Below are 20,478 nucleotides of genomic sequence, written 5' to 3' on the forward strand. Positions count from 1 at the left end.
GTTCGCCTGTTCCGGCGGGGCCGCCGGGCGGGGCCTGGCGGGGGTCAGCGGGGGCGGCGGCGGCCCAGGAAGAGGGCACCGAGGAGCGGGAGCACCGAGACCCACAGCAGGGTGATGCCCAGCGGCGGGAGCGGACCGACGAGCAGCGCCCCGCCGATGAGCATCGCGGCGAACAGCACGCCGGAGGCGATCCGCCGTGCGATGCCCTCCAGCCGGTCGAGGCGGCGCTCCAGACGCGAGGTGTCGAAGGAGACGTTGCCGTCGTCGACGCGGGTGATGATGTCGTCGATGCGCTTCGGGAGCCGCCAGGTCGTGGCCGCGTTCGCCATCGCCTGCTGCGCCATGTCCTGCATGAGGGTGCCGGACTCGTCGCGGAGCAGCCGCGCGGCATACGGCTCGGCCGCGTCCCACACGTTGAACGCGGGATCGAGGCTGCTGCACATGCCGGACGTGAGGGACACGGCCCGGATGAGGAGCAGCATGTCCTCGGGGAGCTGCAGCGGAAGCCGCCGCACCATGTCGCCGAACTCCTCGGCGAAGTCGGTGAACTCCCGCGGGTCGACCCGGCTCAGTTCCGCGAACCCCATCCCGCCGAAGCGCGCGAAGAGGGCGGTCAGCGCCCGCTCCAGCTCGCCCGTGTCGGCCGTGGGGAGCAGCACGCCGATCTCCTTCGCAGCGCGGACGAGGCCGCGGCTGTCCCGCGCTGTCACCGCGATGAGGAGGGTCCGCAGTCCCTGCCGGAGGTTGTCGGAGACCTCGGCCATCATGCCGAAGTCGATGAACGTCAGACGGAAGCCCCCCGGGGTCCCTGAGCCTGTCGAAGGGACGGGCGTGACGAAGATGTTGCCGGGGTGCGGGTCGGCGTGCACGAACCGGTGCGTGAAGACCTGGTCGAACATGACCTCGGCGAAGGCATCGGCGACCGCGGAGGGGTCGATGCCCGCCGCCCGGAGCGCCGCGGTGTCGTTGATCTTGATCGCCGTCACGTCGGACAGCGTGAGCACCCGGCGGGTCGTGCGCTCCCAGACGATCTCCGGAGCGGCCACGCGCGGGTCGTCGGCGAAGTTCTCGCGGAACCGCTCGGCACTGCGGGCTTCGTGGAGGTAATCGATCTCCTCGAGGCTCGTGACGGCGAACTCCTCCACGAGGGCGGGGGCGTCCACGCGGTCGGCCACGATCCGGACCCGCGTGAGCCATCGCGCGACCCGGCGGAGGGCGGCGAGGTCGACGGCGACGATCTCGTCGATGCCCGGGCGCTGCACCTTGACCACGACCTCGTCGAGCCCGGTGTCCTCCGCGTCGAGCGCGGAGAGGCGGGCACGGTGCACCTGGCCGAGGGAGGCGGCCGCGACGGGGGTGTCGTCGAACCAGGTGTACACACGCTCGAGCGGCATGCCCAGTTCGGCCTCCGCGAGCGCCCGGATCTGCGGGGTGGGCACGGCGGGAACCTCGTCCTGCAGCCCCTCCAGCTCGGCCGTGATCTCCGGCGGGAGCACATCGAGGCGCGAGGACATGAACTGCCCGACCTTGATCATGAGGCCGCCGAGCTCGATCGCGAGCGTGTGGAATCGGCGCGCGAACCGCTGCATGCGGCGGGCGCGCGTGCGATCCGCGACGGACGACAGCCCGAACCGCGGAAGGACGAGCTCGAACCACCAGATCTTGAGGAACTCACGGCTCGCGAACGACAGGATGCGGCGGTACCGGGCTCGGTGAGGACCCTGTGCCGCCGCTGCCGTCATCGCGTCATCCTTCCGCCGTTCCGCGCCGGAGACCGCACGACGCGGTCAGTCCTGAGCGAGGATCGTGTACAGCCTACGGCGGGCCTCGTCGAGCACCTCGATGGCCTGCTGCACCTGCTCCGGCGAGCCGCTGCGCCCGACCTGCGCGGCCGCGGCGGCAAGGTCGACCCCGGCCTTGGGCAGAGCGCTGTACCGGGCGTCGCGGCTGCGGTCCTTGTCGGAGGACGGCACCCACGGCGGGGTCTCGGTGCTCTCCGCGGCGACGGCCCGGCCGGCCTCGGTGAGGGCGTAGGTCTTGCGGCCGTTCTGCTCCTCGGCCTCGATCAGGCCCTCGTCGGCGAGGAGCTGGAGCGTCGGGTAGACGGAGCCGGCGCTCGGCTTCCAGGTGCCGCCGCTGCGCTCGGCGATCTCGTTGATGATCTGGTAGCCGTGCATCGGTCGCTCGGCGAGGAGCGAGAGGACGGCGGCGCGCACGTCGCCGCGGGCCATCCGGGACCCGCCGGACGGACGCGACTCGAACGACTTGCGGAGCTGGTCCATCGCCTCGAACAGCGCTCCGGCCGGACCCTGCGAGCCGCCGAAGAGGTTGCCGAGGCCGCCGGCGAAGTCGCCGCCGTTGCTGCCGTTGCCGCTGCCGCCGAACGGGGTGGAGGGGAATGCGTTGTTCATGATGACCTCCCAGTCGTGAACGATACTCAACGATATATCGTTAACGCTGAATGCGGGGTGGGAACCCGGACTCAGACCGGTGCCAGCACCGCGGCCCCGGTGACGGTCGCATCGACCCCGAGCTCCGCGGATCGCACCCTGGCTGTCGACGGCCCCGGCATCGCCGCCGCGCGGTAGGCGCGGGCGACCCCGGCGAGATACCGCTCCCCGATGGCCGCCACGCCGCCGCCGACGGCGACGACCTCCACGTCCAGGAGCGCCTGCGCCCCGGCGAGCGAGCGGCCGAGGAACGCCGCACCCTCCGCGATCACCTCCTCGGCGACCGCATCCCCGGCACGAGCGGCCGCGTCCACCTCCCGCAATGTGCGCGCCACGCCGGTGCGCTCGCGGTACGTCTGCTCCAATGCCGGACCGGAGGCCACGGCCTCGACGTGCCCGACCCCTCCGCAGCCGCAGCGACGCCCGGCCAGCTCCGGAGGGAGGGAGAGCTCGGTGTGCCCGACCGATCCCGCCGTGCCGGTCACACCCGCGCGGAGACCGTCCGGCAGGACGACGGCTCCCCCGATACCGGTGCCGACTGTGACCATCAGCAGACCGCGCGCTCCCCGACCCGCCCCTGCCGTGGCCTCCGCGACCGCCGCCGCGTGCACGTCGTTGACGACCGCCACCGGGGCATCGAGGGCTCGGACGAGCGCCGCACGCAGCGGGAAGCCCGCCCAGCCGCTGATCGCATCGGTCGCGGAGGTGATGCCGCCGTCCTGATCGACCACGCCCGCGGTGCCCACGCCGACCGCCGCGAGCCGCTCCCCGCCGCGGATCGCATCGATCGCCTCGACGACCGCCCGCACGATGGCCTCGCCACCCTCCCGGGCCGGCGTCGGCAGGGTGTGCACGGCGGTGGCGCGACGGCGCGCCCCGCCCGGCTCCGCACGGAACCCGGCGACGGCGATCTTCGTGCCGCCGATGTCGACCCCGACGATCACACCCGCTCCCGGGCGGCCGGCGTCGCCGCGACGAACCGACGCGTGAGGGCGATCGGGTCGGTGATCGCTCCGCCGACGACGACCGCGAAGGCCCCGGCGTCGAAGGCCGCGCGCACCTGCGCAGGGGTCTGGTAGCGCCCCTCGGCGATGGTCGGGATCCCCGCGGCGACGAGCGCGGCCACGAGGTCGAGGTCAGGGTCGTCCTGACGCGGCGAATGCGGGGTGTAGCCGGACAGGGTCGTGCCGACGACCGCCGCCCCCGCCGCCCAGGCGCGCTCGCCCTCCGCGACCGTCGACACGTCGGCCATCACCGGTCGCCCCGTCGCCGCGGCGACCTCCCCGATGAGCCGGAAGTCCGTGCCGAGCTGCTCCGTCGTGGCGTCCACCGCGATGATGTCGGCCCCGGCCTCTGCCAGCCCCGCGGCGAGCGCGCGTTCCGGGGTGATGACGTTGCGGACGCCGTTCCAGACCTTGTGAAGCCCGATGATCGGCGCATCGGTCACCGGTCGCACCCGACGGATGTCCTCCGGCCCGTTCAGCCGCAGGCCGCTCGCGCCGCCGAGCAGCGCCGACTCGGCGAGCGCGCCGATGACGTGGGTGTCTCTCGCGGGGGCACCAGCGGAGGCCTGGACCGAGGCGACGAGCCGGCCGCGGAGGAGGGCGAGGGATTCATGGGTCACTTGAGGGCTCCTGCACTGGCACCGCCGATGAAGAACTTCTGTCCGAGGAGGAAGATCGCCACGGCCGGGAGGGTGAACATCACGCACGCAGCCATGAGGGGCCCCCAGGCCACGTCGTTCTCCCCGAAGAAGGCGTACAGACCGATCGACAGCGTGTACGTGGACTGGTCGTTGAGGTAGATGAGGGGATTGAGGAAGTCGGTCCACGCCCAGACGAACTGGAAGATCGCGGCGGTCACGATGGCCGGACGCGCCAGCGGGAGCACGATCGTCGCGTAGGTGCGGAACTCGGAGGCACCGTCCAGACGGGCGGCCTCGATGAGCTCGTCCGGCACCGCGAGGAGGAACTGCCGGATCATGAAGATGAAGAACGGCGTGCCCAGGAACGCGGGGACGATGAGCGGGAGGTAGGTGTTCGTCGCCTCCAGCCCGTTCCACACGAGGAACAGCGGGATCAGCGTGACCTGCGGCGGCAGCATCATCGTGGCGAGCACGAGGATCAGGAGCGGACGGGCACCGCGCCACTTCACCTTCGCCAGCGCGTAGGCGACGAGGGGGCAGGAGATGACCGTGCCGAGGATGCTCATGCCCGAGACGAAGAGCGTGTTGGCGAGGTAGCGCCACACCGGGATCTGCGCGAACGCCTCGGCGAAGTTGGCCGTGGTCCACTCCGCGGGAAGCAGGGTGGGCGGGGAGGAGAAGACGTCGCCTGGTGTCTTGAACGCGGTCGACAGCATCACCAGCAGCGGGAACAGGAACAGCAGCGCGAGCAGCGTCACCGCGATCTGCTGCCGGACGCGGCGGAGCGTGCGCCGGGTGCGGCGGGGCCGGCGCACCGGTGCGGAGATGTCAGCGTGCACCATCGTGGACCCACTTCCTCGAGGTCGCGAGCACGATGAGGCTCACGGCGAGCGTGATGATGAACAGCGTCCACGCCATGGCGGAGGCGTAGCCCATCTTCAGGAACACGAACGCGTTCTGGTACAGGTACATCGCGTAGGAGAGCATCGACTGCCCCGGCCCCGAGCCCGCCTGGTTGAGGCGCTCCTGCGACAGGATGTAGGGCTGCGTGAAGATCTGCAGGAACCCGATGATGCTCACGATCACCTGGAACAGGGTGACCGGGGAGACCGTGGGCCAGGTGACGTTCGTGAAGCGACGCCAGGCCCCCGCGCCGTCGAGCTCGGCTGCCTCGTACAGCTCCTTCGGCACCTCCTGCAGGGCGGCGAGGTAGATGATCATGGTGCCGCCGACGGTCCACAGCGACATGAGGATGATGGCGGGCTTCGTCCACTCCGGCTGCTGCAGCCAGGCCGGCCCCTCGATGCCGAACCACGACAGGAAGTGGTTGATGAAGCCGTACTGGGCGTTCAGCAGCCAGCGCCACAGGTAGCCGCCGACGACGACCGGCACGATCGACGGGAGATACACGAGCGCGCGATAGAGCGGCTGGCCCCGCACGGGGGTGTTCAGCAGGTGCGCGCCGGCGAGCGCGATGCCGATCGCGAGCGGCACGCCGAACACCGTGAGCACGGCTGTGTTGGCGAGGGACTTCCAGAAGACCCCGTCGGCGAACATCTGGGTGTAGTTGTCCAGCCCCACCCACTCCGGCGCCTGGAACAGGTTGAAGTCCGTGAAGCTGTAGTACGCCGACGCCGCGATCGGATAGGCGAACAGGAACAGGAAGCCGACGATGAACGGCGACGCGAAGGCCAGGCCGATCAGCGTGGTCCGGCGGCTGCGGCGCCGCCGGACGGGAGCGCCGGGTCCGGCAGGAGCGTTCTCCTGCCGGACCCGGGGTGCTGTTGCCGTGGTCACGAGGACCGGCTCACTTCGAGGCGTAGGAGGCCATGCGCTCCTCGACGGTCGCGATCGCCTCCTCCGGGGTGGCGGTCAGTCGCACGACCTCGTCGAACGCGGTCGCGAGGTCGGTCGCGTACTCGGCGCTGTACGGACGGCTCGCCAGGGACTTCGCGTTCGGGGAGGACGCGGCCTCCGCCCAGACACCGAAGTCCTGCAGCTCGTCGAACGCGGCGCTGCCGGCGAGAGAGGAGCGGCCGGGGAGGTTGCCGAGGGCGACGGCGAACTTCTCCATGGGCTCGTCGCTCACGAGGTAGGCGAGGAAGGTGGCCGCCTCCTCCTTGTGCTTCGAGTTCGCGGGGATGAAGAGGGTGCTCGCGGTGACCTGCGTGCTGTTCTCCAGGTCGGGTGAGGCGGCGGGGATCGCGGTCACACCCCACTCGAAGTCGGGGGCGATCTTGGCGGCGCTGGCCGACCGCCACTCGCCGTCGATGATCATGGCGACCTGGCCGCTGAAGAAGGGGTCCTGCGCGGAGAGGTACTCGCCCTGACCGGACACGAACGTGGCCATGGCGTCGGCACCGACCGGCTCGATCACGTTGTCCTGATACCACTGCAGGGCCTCGATGTTCCCGTCTTCCGCGGGGGTCGGGCCGTCGTCGCCGTCCCAGCTCCCGCCGAACGCGTAGCCGAGGGTCGTGAGGGTGGTGCTGTCGTTCGCCGAGCCGAGTCCGAGCTGCGTGATCTTGCCCGACGCGTCCTTCTTGGTGAGCTTCGGGATGGCGGCGGCGAGCTCGTCCATCGTGGTCGGCGGGGTGACCCCGGCCTCCTCCAGGAGCTGCGGGTTGTAGAGCAGCTGGAAGCTGTGGATGGCGATCGGCAGCGAGTAGACCTTGCCGTCGTAGGTCATCTGCTCCATGGCGCTGGGGACGAAGTCGTCGACATCGATGTCCTCGGCGGCGATCGCCTCGTCGAGCGGTGCGAGGATGCCCTTCGAAGCCCAGGCGCCGACGGTGTTGCCGAAGTTGTCGGAGATGTCGAAGGAACCGTTCGACGACGACATCGACGTGAGCTGCTTCTGGGTGTCGGGGCTGGAGACACCCGTGACGACGATGTCGTCCTGGCTGGCGTTGAAGTCGGCGATGATCGCCTCCAGCGCCTTCGCCTCCTCCCCTCCCCACAGGTACGAGAACGTGATCTCGGTGGGGCCGTCCGCGTCACCGCCGCCGCCGGCGCAGCCGCTCAGGGCGACGATCGTCGCCGTGCCCACCGCCCCGGCGACCAGGACGCGTCGGCGCATGTTGTGCTTCACGTGCATGGGGATTCTCCGCTCATCGTTGACCGTGCAAAGGATTGGAATAGACCAATTAAGAACCGCTGAGAGGAGACATTGACACAATCCCGCGTGATCGTCAAGATTGGGTTAGTCCAAACGAGGGGGAACCATGGCGGCGATCGAGGGCGTCACGAAGCACGAACGCGTGAGGCGGCATCTGGAGGAGGTCATCGACCAGGGGCTCGCACCCCACGAGAAGCTGCCCACGGAGCGCGAGCTCGCGGAGTCGCTCGAGGTGAACCGGCAGACGGTGCGTCGCGCCCTCGACGAGCTCGAACGGGACGGCCTCGTGTACCGGCTTCAGGGGGCGGGCACCTTCGTGAGCGCCTCGCGGATCAGCAAGGCGTTCGAGCTGACCTCGTTCTCGGAGGACATGCTCGCCCGGAACATGAGACCAGGCTCCCTCTCCGTCGACGTCGGCACCGCGGCGGCCGGGCAGACCGCAGGATACGCCTTGAACCTCAGCCCGCAGTCGCCCGTCGTCCGGATCCGCCGGGTGCGGACCGCCGACGACATCCCGATCTGCCTGGAGGTGTGCTCGATCGCGGCCGACGCGGTGCCGGGCCTGGAGGACGGCATCGAGGGCGACTCGCTCTACGACGACCTGCGCACCCGTTTCGGCATCACCGCCGTGCGCGCCGACCAGGAGATCCACGCGGTCGTCCTCGACGAGGAGCAGGCTGCCGCGCTGCAGACGCCGCCGTTCTCCCCCGCCTTCCTCGTGAAGCGCACGACCTACGACGCCCGCAGCCGTCCGATCGAGTACGCCGAGTCGGTGTACCGCGGCGACCGCTACTCGTATCTCGTCTCCATCGCCCGCCCCTGATCCCCGATCTGCGACCCCTTCACCGACGAAAGGCTCCTCGTGTCCGACCCGATCCTCCGCCCGCGCATCGCGCTGCTGCCCCTCGACGACCGCCCAGTGAACGTCAAGCTCCCGGGAGACGTCGCGGCCGTTGCCGGGGTGACCCTCGACGTTCCGCCTGCCGCGATCCTCCCCTCCTACCGGACCACGGGCGACGCCGACGGGCTGGGTGCCTGGCTGCGCGAGCGTGCCGCGGACCCGGCCACGGTGCACCTGGTGGTGTCGGTGGACATGCTGCTCTACGGGGGACTCATCGCGAGCCGCACGAGTCACGACACCACCCGCGACGTGCTGGCGCGCCTGGACGTGCTGCGCGAGGTGCGGCGGATGCGTCCCGACCTGCCGATCTCGGCGGTGTCGCTGGTGACCCGGGCGAGCAACTCCTACTCCGCGGCCGAGGAGCCGACCTATTGGACGGAGCACGGCAAGGAGATCCACGCGCTCGGCGGCGACGCGCACCGGCTGCTCGGCGAGACCGAGGTGCTGCCGCTCGACGAACTGACCCCGGTGCCGGCCGATGTGGTCTCCGACTACTCGTCGCGGCGGCTGCGCAACCACATCGTGAACCTCTCCACGCTCGGCCTCGTGGAGGATGAGACCCTCGACTTCCTGGCGATCACCGCCGATGACACCGCGCCCTTCGCGGCGGGCAGTGCAGAGCAGGTATGGCTCCGGCACTGGATGCGGATGCTGCCGTCGGGCCGCCAGGTGCTGATGTACCCGGGGGCGGACGAAGTGGGCGCGGCGCTGGTCGCCCGGGCCCTCGCGGCGAACGCCGGGGTGACCGCCTCGTTCTCGGTCGCCTGCGCGGACGCCGCCGGCATGGAGCGCATCCCGCCCTACGAGAACATGTCGCTCGCGGCGTCGGCGAGCCGGCAGATCCGCGCGGCAGGCGCCGAGGAGGTCGCCGCGGGAGGCGATGTCACCCTCGTGCTGCACGCCCCGGACCCCGACCGGCACGACATGTTCCGCGGGCGCCCGGAGGTCGTCGACGCGGAGGCCGTCGCGGGGACGGTCGCGCTCGTGCGGGAGCGTCTGGACGCCGGGGAGCATGTGGCCCTGGCCGACGTGCGCTACCCGAACGGCGCGGATGAGGCGCTCGTGCGCGCGCTGTCCGAGGCCGGACTGCTCGGGCGCCTGGAGGCCTTCGGCGGGTGGAACACCGCCGGGAACACGCTCGGCAGCGTCGTCGCGGTGGCCGCCGCCGGAGTGGTGGGCCGGGCCACCGGCTCCTTCGACGAGCGCGCCGCGCGGATCGCCCTGCTCACGCGGCTGCTCGACGATTTCGCCTACCAGGCCGTGGTGCGCACCGATGCGGGCCCCTCCCTCTTCCCCGACATCTACCCGATGGCCGAGGATGCGCAGGTCGCGACGGCGGAGCGCGTCATCCGTGCGGAGCTCACGGCCCTGCTGGAGTCGATGCTGCCCGCCGATGACGTGCGGATCGCGGAGCTGACCCTCCCCTGGCGGCGCTCGTTCGAGATCGGCCTCACCCTGCACTGATCCTCCGCGGCGTCGGCATACACCCGGGACCACCGCGAGCCTGGCGCGCTCCACAGGAAGGGATGGTTGGCTGGAACCTCCGGCGGGGGAGATTCGGGCCAGCCATGATCACAGGGGGACGACGTCCATGAGCAGTGCGACCGGGGACGAGGCGGCCGGCGGCCGCGTGCGGGTGAGCGTGGTGGTGCCGGTGTTCCGGCCGAAGGCCTCGTTCGACGACCTGATCGCATCTCTCGACGCGCAGACACTGCCCGCGGGATCCTTCGAGGTCCTGCTCTGCGACGACGGCTCCGGGGAGGAGACGGCCGCGCGGCTCGAGAGCATCGCGAAGGATCGCCCCCATGTTCGCGTGCTCTCGCTGCCGCACTCCGGATGGCCGGGCACTCCGCGCAACCGAGGCGTCGAAGAGGCCAGGGGGACGTACGTGCAGTTCGTCGATCAGGACGACTGGCTCTACCCGCGGGCACTGGAGCGGCTGTGCGACTATGCGGATCAGCACGGATCCGATGTCGTGGCCGGCAAAGAGGTGGGCATCGGACGCAAGCTGCCCGCCAAGATCTTCCAGCGCGACATCCCGCACGCCGTGCTCGGGGAAGACCCGATCCTGGAGATGCTGACGCCGCACAAGATGTTCCGGACGGCGTTCCTGCGGGAGAACGGCATCCGCTTCCCCGACGGGAAGGTGCGACTCGAAGACCATCTCTTCGTGATGCAGGCGTACTTCGCCGCCGACACGATCTCGGTCCTGGCGAGCGAGCCCTGCTACGCATGGGTGAAGGAGCCGGGGAGCGCGAGCTCGGCCCGCATCGAGCCGGAGTCGTACTTCCCGCATCTGGAGACCGTGCTCGACGTGGTCGAGGCGAACACCGAACCGGGGAAGGTGCGGGATCGACTGCTCCGGCACTGGTTCCGCGGCAAGATCCTCAACCGGATCGCCGGGCGACGGATGGTGAAGTATCCGGCGGAGTACCGCGACCGCCTCCTGGACGTGGTGGTGCCGCTTGCGCAGCGCCGCTTCGGACCCGGCGTGGACGCGGGGCTGTCGTTCCCGCAGCGCATCCGCGCCGCTCTGCTGCGCGCCGATCGCCGAGATGACCTTCTCGCCTTCGCCGCCTTCGAAGCGGAGACGACCTGCACCGCCACCGTGACCGCGGCGCGCTGGTCGCGCGGCGGCCTGCAGCTCACGGTGCGCGTCCGTCTGCTCCGGGACGGCAAGGAGGCGTTCGTGTTCGAGACCGTCGGTTCCGCCGACCGGCTGGTGTCCCTCCCACTGTCGACGACGGAGGATCTTCCGCCTGGCCGCCTGAACGCCCGCAAGGAGCGTCGCGCCGACCGGGTCGACGTGGTCGCGCAGGACACCCCGGAGCCGGGCCAGGCCGCGGAGTCCACCGCGGGTTCGGAGCGCAAGGTCGGCGGGCGCCGACCGAAGCGCCTCGACGCGGTGCCGATCGCCGTGGACCCGATGAAGGTGTTCCGTGAGGACGGTGCGCGCGAAGCCGACCTCACCGTCGCCGTACGCTACGCCGGCTGGATGTTCACCGCTCCGCTGACAGCGGCTCCCGACGTGACGGCACACCTCGGCAGGTCGCCGCTCCTCGCGGGCCGGCGGGTCGAACTCGTGCGTAACGAGGACGGCAGTCTCCGGCTGCGCCGCGAGTGGCCGGGCGGCGCGTGGCGCGACGCCCTGGCGCGTGCCGCCCGCCGCGTCCGCTCCCGACTTCGCCGCTGACAGGCGAGCGCAGCGCACCCCTCCCCCTTCGGGCGCCGTTCGCCCGAGACCCCGACGCCCGGCATCGCGAGCAGCCGCTACCCACTCACGCCGCGACATCGAAGCGCGCCCGTCCGCCCAGCCGCGGCGTGCGCCGCGGGTCGACCCACCGCGGCGGAAGGAACCACGGCCGGCCGGCCACACCGGAACCCTCGATGACGATCTCCCACCCGTTGTCGTGGATGCGGTGATGGCAGGTCTCGCAGAGCAGGATCCCGTTCGCGAGATCGGTCGGACCTCGGTCGCGCTGCCACCAACGGAGGTGGTGAGCCTTCGTCATCCCCGGGGGAAGCCCGCACATCGCGCACCCGCCGTCCCGCTCGACCAGCGCCAGGCGTTGGGCTCGCGTGAAGAGGCGCTTCTCGCGACCCCAGTCGAGGACCTCGCTCGCCCCGCCGAGGACGCAGGGGATGACGCCGCCGCTGGCCGCCATCCGCCGCGCAGCGCCGATGTCGATCACCTGGTCGAGCCCGTCGATCGTCGCCGACCCGGTGCCGGCCTGCAGGTCCTCGAGGGACACGCGCACGACCACCGTCGCCCCGGCGAGCGGCACGCGATCGCCCTCGCACCCGAGCACATGCCCGCAGAAGAGGGCCAGCGCATCGGCCTGGATCATCGCGACAGTCCGCCGATCCGCGTCCGGCGCACCGGCGTCCGAGGCGTCGAGGCGGGCCGCGAAGACGGCGGACACGTGCCCCCGGATCGCGGTGACGACCGGCGCCGCGGTCTCGGCATCGAGCTGCGCGTGCAGGTGCACCATGCCGTCCCGTTCGAAGATGCGCAGTCCGCGCCGAGCGCGCTGCTCCTCCGCCCGTGGCGCCACGCCGTCGGGGTCGAGCCACGCTTCGGCGCGGAGAACGAGCTTGCGCACTGCATCGAGCTCAAGGCCCTCGGCTGCACCGGTCAGCACGCGCTCCGCCTCGGTGATGCGCTCCATCCCGGCGGCCACGCGGCAGCGATCCAGAAGGGCGACGAGGAGTGCCGCCGCCGGCGCACCGAGGGCACCTGACGCGAGCGCTTCCCGGAGGAGCGGGTACCGCGCGGGCAGCGGCGCTCCGAGCAGATCGCTCCGCGGTGACGTCGCCTCTCCCACCTTCACCAAGCGCTGAGCCTCTCCCGCCGAGATGCCCGTCACCGCGGCGATGAGCTTCGCCGCCGTGCGATACCCGCGCTGCTTGGCCAGGCTGTCGGCCCTGAGCTCCGCGCGCGACTCCCGAGCGATGCCGGCGGCCACGTCGACGTGCATCGCGTCGAGCCGGCGCTGCAGACGCCCGATCGCGTCGACGACGTCGACGAGTTGCGCGCGGGAGAGCTCTGTCGCCTCGTCCGCGGCGCCCCACGCCTCGTCGAGGCGATCCATCGCCTCGCGCAACCCGGACATTTTCGACATGCTTCATTATATCTCCGAGAGGCTCGACTTTCGAAGATTTGTTCTAATGAATGCCGGCATTCCGCGGGGTGGCAAAGGCCCTCGCGCCCGCACCGGGACTGCCCACGCCCGGTCACCTGGGCGTAAGCGGTCAGGAGGTCGCCGTCGATGTCGTCTCGACGTCGATCGAGCCGAACGGAAACGGACTGAAGACGGCCCAGGAGTCGCCGGTGAACTGATCGATCGGGATCAACGCGAACCACACGTGCGAGACGACGACCGCGACCACGACGGACAGTCCGACTCCGCGCAGCATCCACTCCAGTGTCCTCAGCGCCGCGCGCTCGCCGGCCACCTCATCACGCGACCGAGCGCGAGCAGCACCGTCATGAACACGGGGTAGAGGAACGCGGTGACCAGCCACCAGAGGAGGACGCGGCGGATCGCGGCGATGACCACGGCCCCGGGAAGTGCGGTGGATGCCATGTCCGGGGAGGCGGACGGGGCGAGCGTCGATGTGCGCGGCTCCTAGCGGGCGGTCGCGTTCATCCTGAGGGACGTGGGGGTGGGACGGAAAGCTCACAGGGTGACGACGCCTACGGCGTGAGCACTCTCGTCTTCGACTCGTCGTAGAGATAGCTCTTTCCGGATTCGATCTCGACCAGGGCGCCTCGCGTATCGCGGAACCACCACGCTCCCGCCGAGTCGCAGAACGTGAGCTCCACATACGGCGCGAGCTTCCGCGCGGGACCCTTTGCCCAGGTGAGCCAGCGCTCGAGCCCCCGCTCGGTGAGCCGGACCTCCATCGGGTTCCGCCCGCTCGGCGGAACCACTCGCGTCTTCGCCGCGTAAGAGCAGACGCTGCCGAGCTGTATGCCGAGCGTCACCTCGTACACCGGCGCGGACCCGAGGTTCTGAACCCGCAGTTCGACGTAGTTCTCACCATCCTCGTTCCGGCGGACCACGGTCCACGCCGAGACCATCTCAGCCTGCTGACGTTTCATCGCCGCTGACGCGCGATCCTCGCGGGCCCGCTCCAGCCTGTACGCGCGCCAAGCGGCCCAGCCCGCGAAGAATGCGGCCACTGACGCGAGCACCGTCATCATCGCCGCGAACGAGTCCGGATTCCAACCCCACTGCATGCTGAACACTCCTCCGATTTCGTAGCCGCCCGTTTCGAGGCTAGCGACGATGGCGCGGACGGCTTGCATCGGAGCGATATCTCGCAGGGGGTGCTGCTTTCAGCCGCATCGAGTGCGGCGGCGGGCCCTCCAACAACGGAGAGGACACCCGCCCGGAGCCCACCGCGCATATGGGTGGCATGTCGACCACATGGTTCCGCTTCCACCACATCATCACCTTCGTCGCCCCGCATGCTGAGCTGCTGTTCGACATCGGCATCGGGCTTCTTGAACTCACGTCACCTTCCGGACGCACGCTGGAGAGCTGCATTCCACTCGGCCTCGACATCCTGAAGCTGCTCTGCGAGATCGCGAAGGAAGCTCTCCCCGGCTATCAGCCGCCAGCGATGCCCTCGCCCCGTCGAGGCCGGACCGCCTGAACAACCACTCCCACGTCATGGAACGCCGCGTGCATGGCATCCGCATCGATACCCACCCCGATAAGCATGCTCGCGAACGGCGCCTCTCCCCGCGCCGTCGGTGCGGCGCCTCTCCCGGGCTCGAACCGCAGGCGGCCCGTCAGCTCGACCCGGGGATACCCGCGTTCGGTGAGATTCGCCACATACTCGGCGCCGAGACGGGCGGGCAAGAGAACGACGGCCCGTTCGACACGACCGGCATCGACCTCACGCAGAAGCCGCCGGACGAAGTGGGACGCTTTCGCCCAGGGCGGGTTCATCCAGAGTCGCGACGGAGAGACATCATCATTCGCTCCGTCCGTAGGCCCTAGCGTCGAGGCTGTCGGCGGATTGGCCCACGAGGCGACCGAGAGCGCATCATCCTCGGCCGTCAGATGCCACCGGGCGGGAACACTCCGCCCCGGTTCGGCCGCCACGTCTCCGTCGATCTGCCCCAGTACCGACTCCACGCGGCCGATGAGCCACGCTGGTGTGAGCCACTCATCCGTCGCTGACGTGCGGATGGTCTCCAATCGTGCTGCCGTTACGCCCGCACGGTCACGTCGGGCGCGCCGGCTGGCTTCCGTGACGGTCAGGTTCCCATCGAGAACCTCGCGGGTGAGCTCGGCATCGGCGAGGAAGGTCCGCGCCGCACGCACCAGCCGGACGCTCACGCCTGCCGCACGCGCCGCGGCGTCCTGGGTCATGCCGAGGCCTGCAGCATTGCCTTGCTGGCCGGTGGTTCGCGTCGCCAGAGCCGCGGCGACGGCCGCCCGCTGACTTGTGGAGAGATGGCGCCGAGTGACGTTGTTGGCGAGCACGAACGCTCGCGCCGCAGCTTCGTCACCTGCGAGCTTCTCCACCACGAGAGGGATTCCCAACCGCTCGCACGCGCGTGCGCGATGGCGACCGTCGATGAGGTACTCGACCCCATCGGCAGCGACCCAGGACGTCGCAGGCACGTACTGGCCGTTCTCGGCGATGCTCCGCGACAGTGCCTCGAACTCTTCCGCGGGAATCTCAGGAAGGAGTAGCGCGAGGTCGTGCAGCGGGAGGGTGGGAGCCGAGGCGCGCATCACACCAAAGTACAGAGACGCGTCGCCATCTCCTCTCATACCTCCGTCCGAACACGCGCCGAGAGGGTGAACAAGCAGGGCCACAGCCGAGGCCTTGAGGGCGCGCTCGACCGTCAACTCGGCGACGACGTAGAGGAGCGACGCCACCGCATTCAGGAGGTGTTCGTGGCTCAGGTCCAGGATGGCGCCTAGCATCCTTCTGCCTGACGATGTGTAGCAGCGTACCGGCCGGCCGGGTAGTAGCGGTCCAAGCGAGCGCAGGCTGGACGCGCGCTCTCCCCGACTCGCCACATCTAGCGCGAACCGGCGAACACCTCCGGTCTTCACGCCTAAGCCCCTCACCCTGCGCACTCGTGCGTTGTCTCTGCTCGATGGCCTTTCTGACCGAAGCGCCTTGAGCTCAGAATCCCGCCGGAGCGACACGGCAGTGTCTCGTTGGATAGCGCTCTTCGATGCGTAACTCTTCGAGCACCTTTCCACGAACGTAGCTACAGCAAGCGAGCTTCTTGATTTGGCACGCGAACCCCAAACCGCTCCCCCGAACTCACCTGCTGCGCCACCCGCCGCAACGCCAGCAACAACGGCTCCACCAACACCGACCCCAGCACCACGTACCGCACGGCCGCCTCCGCAGACTCCTCCGGCACCCCCGCGATCTCCGCATCCGCTATCCGCCGTGCACTTGCGAGGTACTCCGTCATCGCCGCCTCCGGAACCGTGAACCCGACGCGCTCCAGCCCCTGCAACGCTCGCGCGACCGCATGCAGCACCGCCGGGTCACACATCCCCGGCTTCCACCCGAGCCGGGTGGCGAGCGCCTCGGCGCCGGCGAGGTCCAACGAGTCATCGGCCGGCGGGGTGATCGCGGCGTGCGCGGTCCCCAGCAGCTCGTGTGGGTTCGAGGGCGGATCATCCAGCGCCGCGACCACCCGTCGCGTCTCGGCAATGCTCACGCCCGCGTCGAGCAGTGCTCGGATGACGCGCAGCCGCTCCACGTGCTTCTCGCCATAGACGGCCTGCGTCGCGGAGGTGCGCTCTCCCTCGGGCAGCAGGCCCTCGCGCAGGTAGTACTTGATCGTCGGCACGGTCACGCCGGTCTGCGCTGACAGTTCGGAAATCCTCATGGCCACCTCTTGACTTCGATAGTAGCGCTATCCATTATGGATAGCATCGCTATCTAGTTGAGGAGTCGCCATGTCGAAAGCCGTCACGGGCCGCATGACCCACCACCACGAGGGCGAGCTCGTCGTGTTCCACATCGGGATGCAGATCAACCGGTGGTGGCGCCCCGACCTGTGGCTGCCTGCGTTCGTGGCCATGCCGCGTATGCTCCGCGAGCTCAGCACCGAACCCGACTCGGGCCTGCTCGGCTACCAGCTCCTCCTCGGATCGGGCGGGCCCTACGTCGTGCAGTTCTGGTCGTCCGTCGACAAGCTCTACGCCTATGCGTCGAACCCGGACCAGCAGCATCGTCCGGCGTGGACCGCCTTCAACCGCGCCGCCCGCAAGGCTCCGGGAGCGGTCGGCGTGTGGCACGAGACGTTCCTCGTCGACACCGCCGAGAGCGTGTACGTCTCGACGAAGCGCATGGGCCTCGCAGCCGCGACGGAGCACGTTCCCGTACCGCGACGCCACCACCGTGCGCAGGCGCGATTCACGGATGGGCGGACGGCGGCCCCCGCGGCAGCGCCCGCGCACGACCCAACGGCGTGAGGCAGGTCGCGCTCAACGTCCGGACGGACGGCGAGGTGCGGATGGCATGCGCCCCCGGCCACGGCTCCGGCGACGCGCGATCACTCGCGCCACCGCGCGCACGAGCAGGAACGCGAGCACGAGGATCACGACCGCGACCGCTGCGGTGATGGCGAACCCGGTCCAGCTGAAGAACGACGCGTCCATGCCTGGATCCTAGCGCTCCGCATGCTCCTGGGCAGGCCCCTCGAATATATTGCATACGTCGTCGTATGAGGTCTTCAATTGGTCACAGGCGGGCAATTGATCTGATCGGAGAGAACGTGCGCAAACACCTCAGACTCGCCAGCCTGCTCACCGCTGCGATCGTCGGCTCATCATCCCTCGCAACCGTCCCGGCCGCCTCCGCGGATACCGGTGCGGACGGAACCGACCTCGCGACCGAGGAGATCGTCGCGCTGGTCACGGAGGTCGCGCCCGTGCCCATCACCGCTGCCCAAACGACCGAGAGTTCCGAGCAGATCGTGGCCACCCTCGACGGCGGCGGAAAGGCCACGATTGCCGCGGCACCGGACGACGGGATCTCCGTCCTCTTGCCCGACGGTGAGGAAACGATGTCCGTGTCGCTTCCCGGCGCTGGCCACCTTGATGACGCGACCGTCGGAGAGGACGGGTCAGTGACCTATCTCGGCGACGCGAACACGCCATCGATCAACGTCATCGCCGGCGAGGAGGAGATTCGCGCGAGCGCGATCATTAGCGATGCCTCGCAGACCGAGCGCTTCGAGTACGACTTCGGCGGAGGGGTGTCGGTCGAGGTCCAGCAGGACGGTAGTGCGATCGCCTATATGGCCGAAGAGGTCACCGACCCGGACACGGGCGCGACGTCCCTTGTCGAGAAGATCATCGCCGACGTCGCGGTGCCATGGGCGCGGGATGCCGCCGGCGTCAACGTGCCGACACGATACGAGTCATCCGGATCGGCTCTGATCCAGGTCGTCGAGCACCGCGGCGGCGACTACGCGTACCCGATCGTCGCGGACCCGACGTTCGACCGCCCCAACTTCTTCCAGTACCGCATGCGATTCAACCGAGCGGAGACGGCCATCATCTATGACAAAGGCCTTGGCGCACTCGGAGGGCTCGCGTGCGGGACCATGGCACCCGTCTGCCTCCTCGCCGCGGGATCACTGGTGTGGAACGCCGGCATCGCTGAGAAGTCCCGACCGAAGAAGTGTGTGCAGGTGACGGCGACCCAGCCCTATGTCGTCCCCGGTCTCGTCTGGTGGGTCGATACCTACCGCGGCGGACCTTGCCGGTGAGGAACAGACGATGAAGCCCACGTGGTTCTCAACGATCACACGCCCTCGAAGCCATCTCATCGCGACCCTGTGCGTATGGGGCTGGTTCCTTGCGGTGCTCGTGGGAGCGAACTCCGTGCCCCAGCTCGCTCCGGCGCTCGAAGCGACTGCGGCGGCGGGCGCCGCTGTGTGGTTCGGCGCGATGATGAAGCGATATCGCAACGCGCGCCGTCATACCTCTCCGCCCGGGCCCACACCGTGAGCCACGGCCGGGGCTCCTGTCAGAGAGCGCGACGATGCCGGACAGCCGCTCGCCCGCGCCGGTCATGGAACCTCGACGCTTGGCGGCCTGACGTAAGGTACAGCGACGTCTTAACGGCAGGATGCAACCCGTAGGAGCGATTGTGAAGCAACCAACGAGACGAGCGATGGTCAGCATAGGATTCGTCGGCGCTGGCGTCATCGTCCTCGCCATCGTCATGGCGATTGCTGAGGGCTACATTTCAGACGCGGAGCACACGACTGGCAACCTCGCACCTGCTGCTCTGACTGGCCTGCTCGGCGCATGCCTCATGCTCGTCGGCTTCGGAAGCATCCTCCTCCGAAAGGAGTGACCAAGGGTCTACAGCTCTGCTCGATCGGCCCCGCTACCCATCAGGGTGGCGGGTCGCCCATACCCGCACACCGCTCGTTGATTCCACGCATCCCGAGCGCAGCCGTGTAGTCCCGGACCCGCGAGTTTTCAGGAACATGAGCTTCATGCCCCAGATGGGGCCGTTCCAAATCCAGCTCGGATCAGCCGCCCTTGGGTACGCGGCGGTCTGGCTCGGGGCCACAACCTGGAACAGCTCATCCCCTCGCACCTGACACCGCGTTTGCACCCAGTCTCGCGGGCTGGTCTGCTCGCAGGTGGCGGAGGGCGACCTCTCAGCCCGCGCAGGTCAGACCGCGGCCGGCGGCTCCGTCAAGACGTCACCGCCACACTCGTCGCCGGCATCACACGCCGAGCGGGTCATGGCTTCCATCGTGAATTGCGCACGGACACGGAGCGATCGGCGAGGTTGACGCCGGTCATAAAGGCAAGGAGCCCGATCACGAGGTACACGGCAAGCGCATCTCCAGCCGGGCTGTCGAGGTTGCCCGACGAGCCGAACCACGCAAGGACCCCGAACCACACCAGAACGGGAACGATGGCGAGAAGAGTGCCGAGCCTGCTGCCGACCCGCCCCACCAACGCCCCCCAGAGGAGAAGAGCCACGCCCACCGCGACAAAAAGCATGATGTCCACCTCTAGCAGTTCCTCACCCACGGCCACCACACGCCCGCCGGCCCCGACACGATGCCGCGGGATCGGGTTCGCTGTGTCATGCGACACATGGAAGCATACATATGAGGTCACAACCGATATTCTCGCCTCGAGGTACCCGACGAGTGCAGCGTGGAGAACCGCAACCGTCGCGCCGCACAGCAATCCAGCGAGAGACTCAGCCCGCCGCAATCCCCCGCAGCAACCGCACCACCGTCTCCTCCACCCGCTCCGCACTCAACGGCTGCCCGATCAGGGCGGAGTACGAGGCGATCGCGATGAACTCGTCGGCGACTGCGGCGGCATCCACGTCGGCCCGTACGTCTCCGTCCGTGCGTCCGCGGGAGATCCGCTCCGCCACCCACTCCCGGATCGGCGCCGCCAGCCGCTCGTTCAAGACGAGCCCCAGCTCCGGATCAGCCGCCGTCACCTCGATGAGCGCCCGCGCGAGCGACACGCCCTCGGGTCGAGCGAGCCCCGCGGACACCGCTGTGAACCACGAACGCAGGTCCGCGCCGAGGTCGTCCGTTATCGGCACGACGACATCTGAACCGGGGATCGCCCCCTCGAGCAGCGCCTCCCCGAGGATCGTGGCCTTCGACGGCCACCACCGGTAGATCGTCTGCTTCGACACCTCCGCCTCCGCCGCGAGGCCCTCGATCGTCACGGCCTCATATCCGTCTGCGGCGAGCGCGCGACGCATCGCCTCCAGCACGGACTGGCGGGCCTTTTCACTGCGAGGACGGGGCACCTTTCGAGCGTACTCAGGCGTACACTGGAACATAAGTAGACGCATCGTTGCGAAACTA

24 protein-coding genes are annotated in these 20,478 nt (G+C 69.5%); 8 read left to right on the forward strand and 16 right to left on the reverse strand.

Going from position 1 to position 20,478, the window contains the following annotated elements:
• Positions 1 to 44: 44 nt before the first annotated feature.
• The 7 genes from B2W79_RS14350 to B2W79_RS14380 form a co-directional block, all read right to left on the reverse strand.
• On the reverse strand, positions 45 to 1,742 hold the full coding sequence (locus B2W79_RS14350) for an ABC1 kinase family protein (RefSeq protein WP_292790466.1): 1,698 nt from the start codon (positions 1,740 to 1,742) through the stop codon (positions 45 to 47).
• A gap of 45 nt (positions 1,743 to 1,787) precedes the next feature.
• Positions 1,788 to 2,411, reverse strand: coding sequence for a PadR family transcriptional regulator (locus B2W79_RS14355; RefSeq protein ID WP_071328078.1), 624 nt, complete (start codon positions 2,409 to 2,411; stop codon positions 1,788 to 1,790).
• 71 nt (positions 2,412 to 2,482) lie between these two features.
• The gene (locus tag B2W79_RS14360) at positions 2,483 to 3,394 is read right to left on the reverse strand and encodes an ROK family protein (protein WP_292790469.1); all 912 of its coding nucleotides are present in this window, start codon (positions 3,392 to 3,394) and stop codon (positions 2,483 to 2,485) included.
• Positions 3,391 to 4,074: an N-acetylmannosamine-6-phosphate 2-epimerase gene (locus B2W79_RS14365; RefSeq protein ID WP_292790472.1), complete on the reverse strand. Its 684-nt coding sequence runs from the start codon at positions 4,072 to 4,074 to the stop codon at positions 3,391 to 3,393. The genes B2W79_RS14360 and B2W79_RS14365 overlap by 4 nt, the downstream gene beginning before the upstream one ends.
• The gene (locus B2W79_RS14370; protein ID WP_025104068.1) at positions 4,071 to 4,937 is read right to left on the reverse strand and encodes a carbohydrate ABC transporter permease; all 867 of its coding nucleotides are present in this window, start codon (positions 4,935 to 4,937) and stop codon (positions 4,071 to 4,073) included. The genes B2W79_RS14365 and B2W79_RS14370 overlap by 4 nt, the downstream gene beginning before the upstream one ends.
• Positions 4,924 to 5,892, reverse strand: coding sequence for a carbohydrate ABC transporter permease (locus B2W79_RS14375; protein ID WP_083391638.1), 969 nt, complete (start codon positions 5,890 to 5,892; stop codon positions 4,924 to 4,926). Before B2W79_RS14375 ends, B2W79_RS14370 begins: the two co-directional genes overlap by 14 nt.
• A 10-nt stretch (positions 5,893 to 5,902) precedes the next feature.
• Complete coding sequence (locus B2W79_RS14380; RefSeq protein WP_292790477.1) at positions 5,903 to 7,192, reverse strand: ABC transporter substrate-binding protein; 1,290 nt, start codon at positions 7,190 to 7,192, stop codon at positions 5,903 to 5,905.
• Between the two features lie 127 nt (positions 7,193 to 7,319).
• Between B2W79_RS14380 and B2W79_RS14385 the strand changes: the two genes are divergently transcribed.
• From B2W79_RS14385 to B2W79_RS14395, 3 genes are all read left to right on the forward strand, one after another.
• Positions 7,320 to 8,036: a GntR family transcriptional regulator gene (locus tag B2W79_RS14385; protein ID WP_071327886.1), complete on the forward strand. Its 717-nt coding sequence runs from the start codon at positions 7,320 to 7,322 to the stop codon at positions 8,034 to 8,036.
• A gap of 39 nt (positions 8,037 to 8,075) precedes the next feature.
• Positions 8,076 to 9,578, forward strand: coding sequence for a DUF4127 family protein (locus tag B2W79_RS14390; RefSeq protein ID WP_292790480.1), 1,503 nt, complete (start codon positions 8,076 to 8,078; stop codon positions 9,576 to 9,578).
• 127 nt (positions 9,579 to 9,705) lie between these two features.
• Positions 9,706 to 11,307: a glycosyltransferase family 2 protein gene (locus B2W79_RS14395; protein ID WP_292790483.1), complete on the forward strand. Its 1,602-nt coding sequence runs from the start codon at positions 9,706 to 9,708 to the stop codon at positions 11,305 to 11,307.
• A gap of 85 nt (positions 11,308 to 11,392) precedes the next feature.
• Here B2W79_RS14395 and B2W79_RS14400 read toward each other — a convergent pair whose 3' ends face one another.
• From B2W79_RS14400 to B2W79_RS14415, 4 genes are all read right to left on the reverse strand, one after another.
• Entirely contained in the window at positions 11,393 to 12,736 is a 1,344-nt protein-coding gene (locus B2W79_RS14400; protein WP_292790486.1) for an HNH endonuclease signature motif containing protein, read from the reverse strand.
• Between the two features lie 130 nt (positions 12,737 to 12,866).
• The gene (locus B2W79_RS14405; protein ID WP_292790489.1) at positions 12,867 to 13,031 is read right to left on the reverse strand and encodes a hypothetical protein; all 165 of its coding nucleotides are present in this window, start codon (positions 13,029 to 13,031) and stop codon (positions 12,867 to 12,869) included.
• A gap of 14 nt (positions 13,032 to 13,045) precedes the next feature.
• Positions 13,046 to 13,201 (reverse strand): hypothetical protein, encoded by a 156-nt coding sequence (locus tag B2W79_RS14410; RefSeq protein WP_177173782.1) that lies wholly within the window; start codon positions 13,199 to 13,201, stop codon positions 13,046 to 13,048.
• 110 nt (positions 13,202 to 13,311) lie between these two features.
• A complete protein-coding gene (locus B2W79_RS14415) occupies positions 13,312 to 13,926 on the reverse strand; it encodes a hypothetical protein (RefSeq protein WP_292790492.1) in 615 nt (204 codons plus the stop codon).
• 110 nt (positions 13,927 to 14,036) lie between these two features.
• Between B2W79_RS14415 and B2W79_RS14420 the strand changes: the two genes are divergently transcribed.
• Positions 14,037 to 14,276: a hypothetical protein gene (locus B2W79_RS14420; RefSeq protein WP_292790495.1), complete on the forward strand. Its 240-nt coding sequence runs from the start codon at positions 14,037 to 14,039 to the stop codon at positions 14,274 to 14,276.
• Here B2W79_RS14420 and B2W79_RS14425 read toward each other — a convergent pair.
• Both B2W79_RS14425 and B2W79_RS14430 read right to left on the reverse strand, forming a co-directional pair.
• Entirely contained in the window at positions 14,231 to 15,565 is a 1,335-nt protein-coding gene (locus B2W79_RS14425; protein ID WP_292790498.1) for a ParB N-terminal domain-containing protein, read from the reverse strand. The genes B2W79_RS14420 and B2W79_RS14425 overlap by 46 nt on opposite strands.
• Positions 15,566 to 15,858: 293 nt before the next feature.
• Complete coding sequence (locus B2W79_RS14430; RefSeq protein WP_292790500.1) at positions 15,859 to 16,494, reverse strand: MerR family transcriptional regulator; 636 nt, start codon at positions 16,492 to 16,494, stop codon at positions 15,859 to 15,861.
• A gap of 70 nt (positions 16,495 to 16,564) precedes the next feature.
• Here B2W79_RS14430 and B2W79_RS14435 point away from each other — a divergent pair, with 70 nt between their 5' ends.
• On the forward strand, positions 16,565 to 17,083 hold the full coding sequence (locus B2W79_RS14435; protein ID WP_292790503.1) for a monooxygenase family protein: 519 nt from the start codon (positions 16,565 to 16,567) through the stop codon (positions 17,081 to 17,083).
• A 12-nt stretch (positions 17,084 to 17,095) separates the two neighbouring features.
• On the opposite strand, the gene B2W79_RS14440 is transcribed toward B2W79_RS14435, so the two are convergent.
• Complete coding sequence (locus B2W79_RS14440; protein ID WP_157544415.1) at positions 17,096 to 17,269, reverse strand: hypothetical protein; 174 nt, start codon at positions 17,267 to 17,269, stop codon at positions 17,096 to 17,098.
• 116 nt (positions 17,270 to 17,385) lie between these two features.
• Between B2W79_RS14440 and B2W79_RS14445 the strand changes: the two genes are divergently transcribed.
• The 3 genes from B2W79_RS14445 (at position 17,386) to B2W79_RS14450 (ending at position 18,977) form a co-directional block, all read left to right on the forward strand.
• On the forward strand, positions 17,386 to 18,384 hold the full coding sequence (locus tag B2W79_RS14445) for a hypothetical protein (protein ID WP_292790509.1): 999 nt from the start codon (positions 17,386 to 17,388) through the stop codon (positions 18,382 to 18,384).
• Positions 18,385 to 18,459: 75 nt separating this feature from the next.
• Positions 18,460 to 18,759 (forward strand): DUF2599 domain-containing protein, encoded by a 300-nt coding sequence (locus B2W79_RS17670; RefSeq protein WP_081811583.1) that lies wholly within the window; start codon positions 18,460 to 18,462, stop codon positions 18,757 to 18,759.
• Positions 18,760 to 18,791: 32 nt separating this feature from the next.
• On the forward strand, positions 18,792 to 18,977 hold the full coding sequence (locus tag B2W79_RS14450; protein ID WP_025104093.1) for a hypothetical protein: 186 nt from the start codon (positions 18,792 to 18,794) through the stop codon (positions 18,975 to 18,977).
• A gap of 398 nt (positions 18,978 to 19,375) precedes the next feature.
• On the opposite strand, the gene B2W79_RS14455 is transcribed toward B2W79_RS14450, so the two are convergent.
• On the reverse strand, positions 19,376 to 19,651 hold the full coding sequence (locus B2W79_RS14455) for a hypothetical protein (RefSeq protein WP_162817552.1): 276 nt from the start codon (positions 19,649 to 19,651) through the stop codon (positions 19,376 to 19,378).
• Between the two features lie 196 nt (positions 19,652 to 19,847).
• Positions 19,848 to 20,420, reverse strand: a complete 573-nt coding sequence (locus tag B2W79_RS14460; RefSeq protein ID WP_292790517.1) for a TetR/AcrR family transcriptional regulator — start codon at positions 20,418 to 20,420, stop codon at positions 19,848 to 19,850.
• Positions 20,421 to 20,478: the final 58 nt, after the last annotated feature.

The sequence above is a fragment of the Microbacterium sp. UBA7513 genome (assembly GCF_002478345.1).
Taxonomy (GTDB): Bacteria; Actinomycetota; Actinomycetes; order Actinomycetales; family Microbacteriaceae; genus Microbacterium.

Excerpts from the sequence above, each read along its gene's own strand:
- B2W79_RS14350 (WP_292790466.1), bottom strand. The coding sequence starts at position 1,742 with ATGACGGCAGCGGCGGCACAGGGTCCTCACCGAGCCCGGTACCGCCGC.
- B2W79_RS14355 (WP_071328078.1), bottom strand. The coding sequence starts at position 2,411 with ATGAACAACGCATTCCCCTCCACCCCGTTCGGCGGCAGCGGCAACGGC.
- B2W79_RS14370 (WP_025104068.1), bottom strand. The coding sequence starts at position 4,937 with ATGGTGCACGCTGACATCTCCGCACCGGTGCGCCGGCCCCGCCGCACC.
- B2W79_RS14380 (WP_292790477.1), bottom strand. The coding sequence starts at position 7,192 with ATGCACGTGAAGCACAACATGCGCCGACGCGTCCTGGTCGCCGGGGCG.
- B2W79_RS14385 (WP_071327886.1), top strand. The coding sequence starts at position 7,320 with ATGGCGGCGATCGAGGGCGTCACGAAGCACGAACGCGTGAGGCGGCAT.
- B2W79_RS14395 (WP_292790483.1), top strand. The coding sequence starts at position 9,706 with ATGAGCAGTGCGACCGGGGACGAGGCGGCCGGCGGCCGCGTGCGGGTG.
- B2W79_RS14400 (WP_292790486.1), bottom strand. The coding sequence starts at position 12,736 with ATGTCGAAAATGTCCGGGTTGCGCGAGGCGATGGATCGCCTCGACGAG.
- B2W79_RS14405 (WP_292790489.1), bottom strand. The coding sequence starts at position 13,031 with ATGCTGCGCGGAGTCGGACTGTCCGTCGTGGTCGCGGTCGTCGTCTCG.
- B2W79_RS14410 (WP_177173782.1), bottom strand. The coding sequence starts at position 13,201 with ATGGCATCCACCGCACTTCCCGGGGCCGTGGTCATCGCCGCGATCCGC.
- B2W79_RS14415 (WP_292790492.1), bottom strand. The coding sequence starts at position 13,926 with ATGCAAGCCGTCCGCGCCATCGTCGCTAGCCTCGAAACGGGCGGCTAC.
- B2W79_RS14420 (WP_292790495.1), top strand. The coding sequence starts at position 14,037 with ATGTCGACCACATGGTTCCGCTTCCACCACATCATCACCTTCGTCGCC.
- B2W79_RS14425 (WP_292790498.1), bottom strand. The coding sequence starts at position 15,565 with ATGCTAGGCGCCATCCTGGACCTGAGCCACGAACACCTCCTGAATGCG.
- B2W79_RS14430 (WP_292790500.1), bottom strand. The coding sequence starts at position 16,494 with ATGAGGATTTCCGAACTGTCAGCGCAGACCGGCGTGACCGTGCCGACG.
- B2W79_RS14435 (WP_292790503.1), top strand. The coding sequence starts at position 16,565 with ATGTCGAAAGCCGTCACGGGCCGCATGACCCACCACCACGAGGGCGAG.
- B2W79_RS14440 (WP_157544415.1), bottom strand. The coding sequence starts at position 17,269 with ATGGACGCGTCGTTCTTCAGCTGGACCGGGTTCGCCATCACCGCAGCG.
- B2W79_RS17670 (WP_081811583.1), top strand. The coding sequence starts at position 18,460 with ATGGGGCTGGTTCCTTGCGGTGCTCGTGGGAGCGAACTCCGTGCCCCA.
- B2W79_RS14450 (WP_025104093.1), top strand. The coding sequence starts at position 18,792 with ATGGTCAGCATAGGATTCGTCGGCGCTGGCGTCATCGTCCTCGCCATC.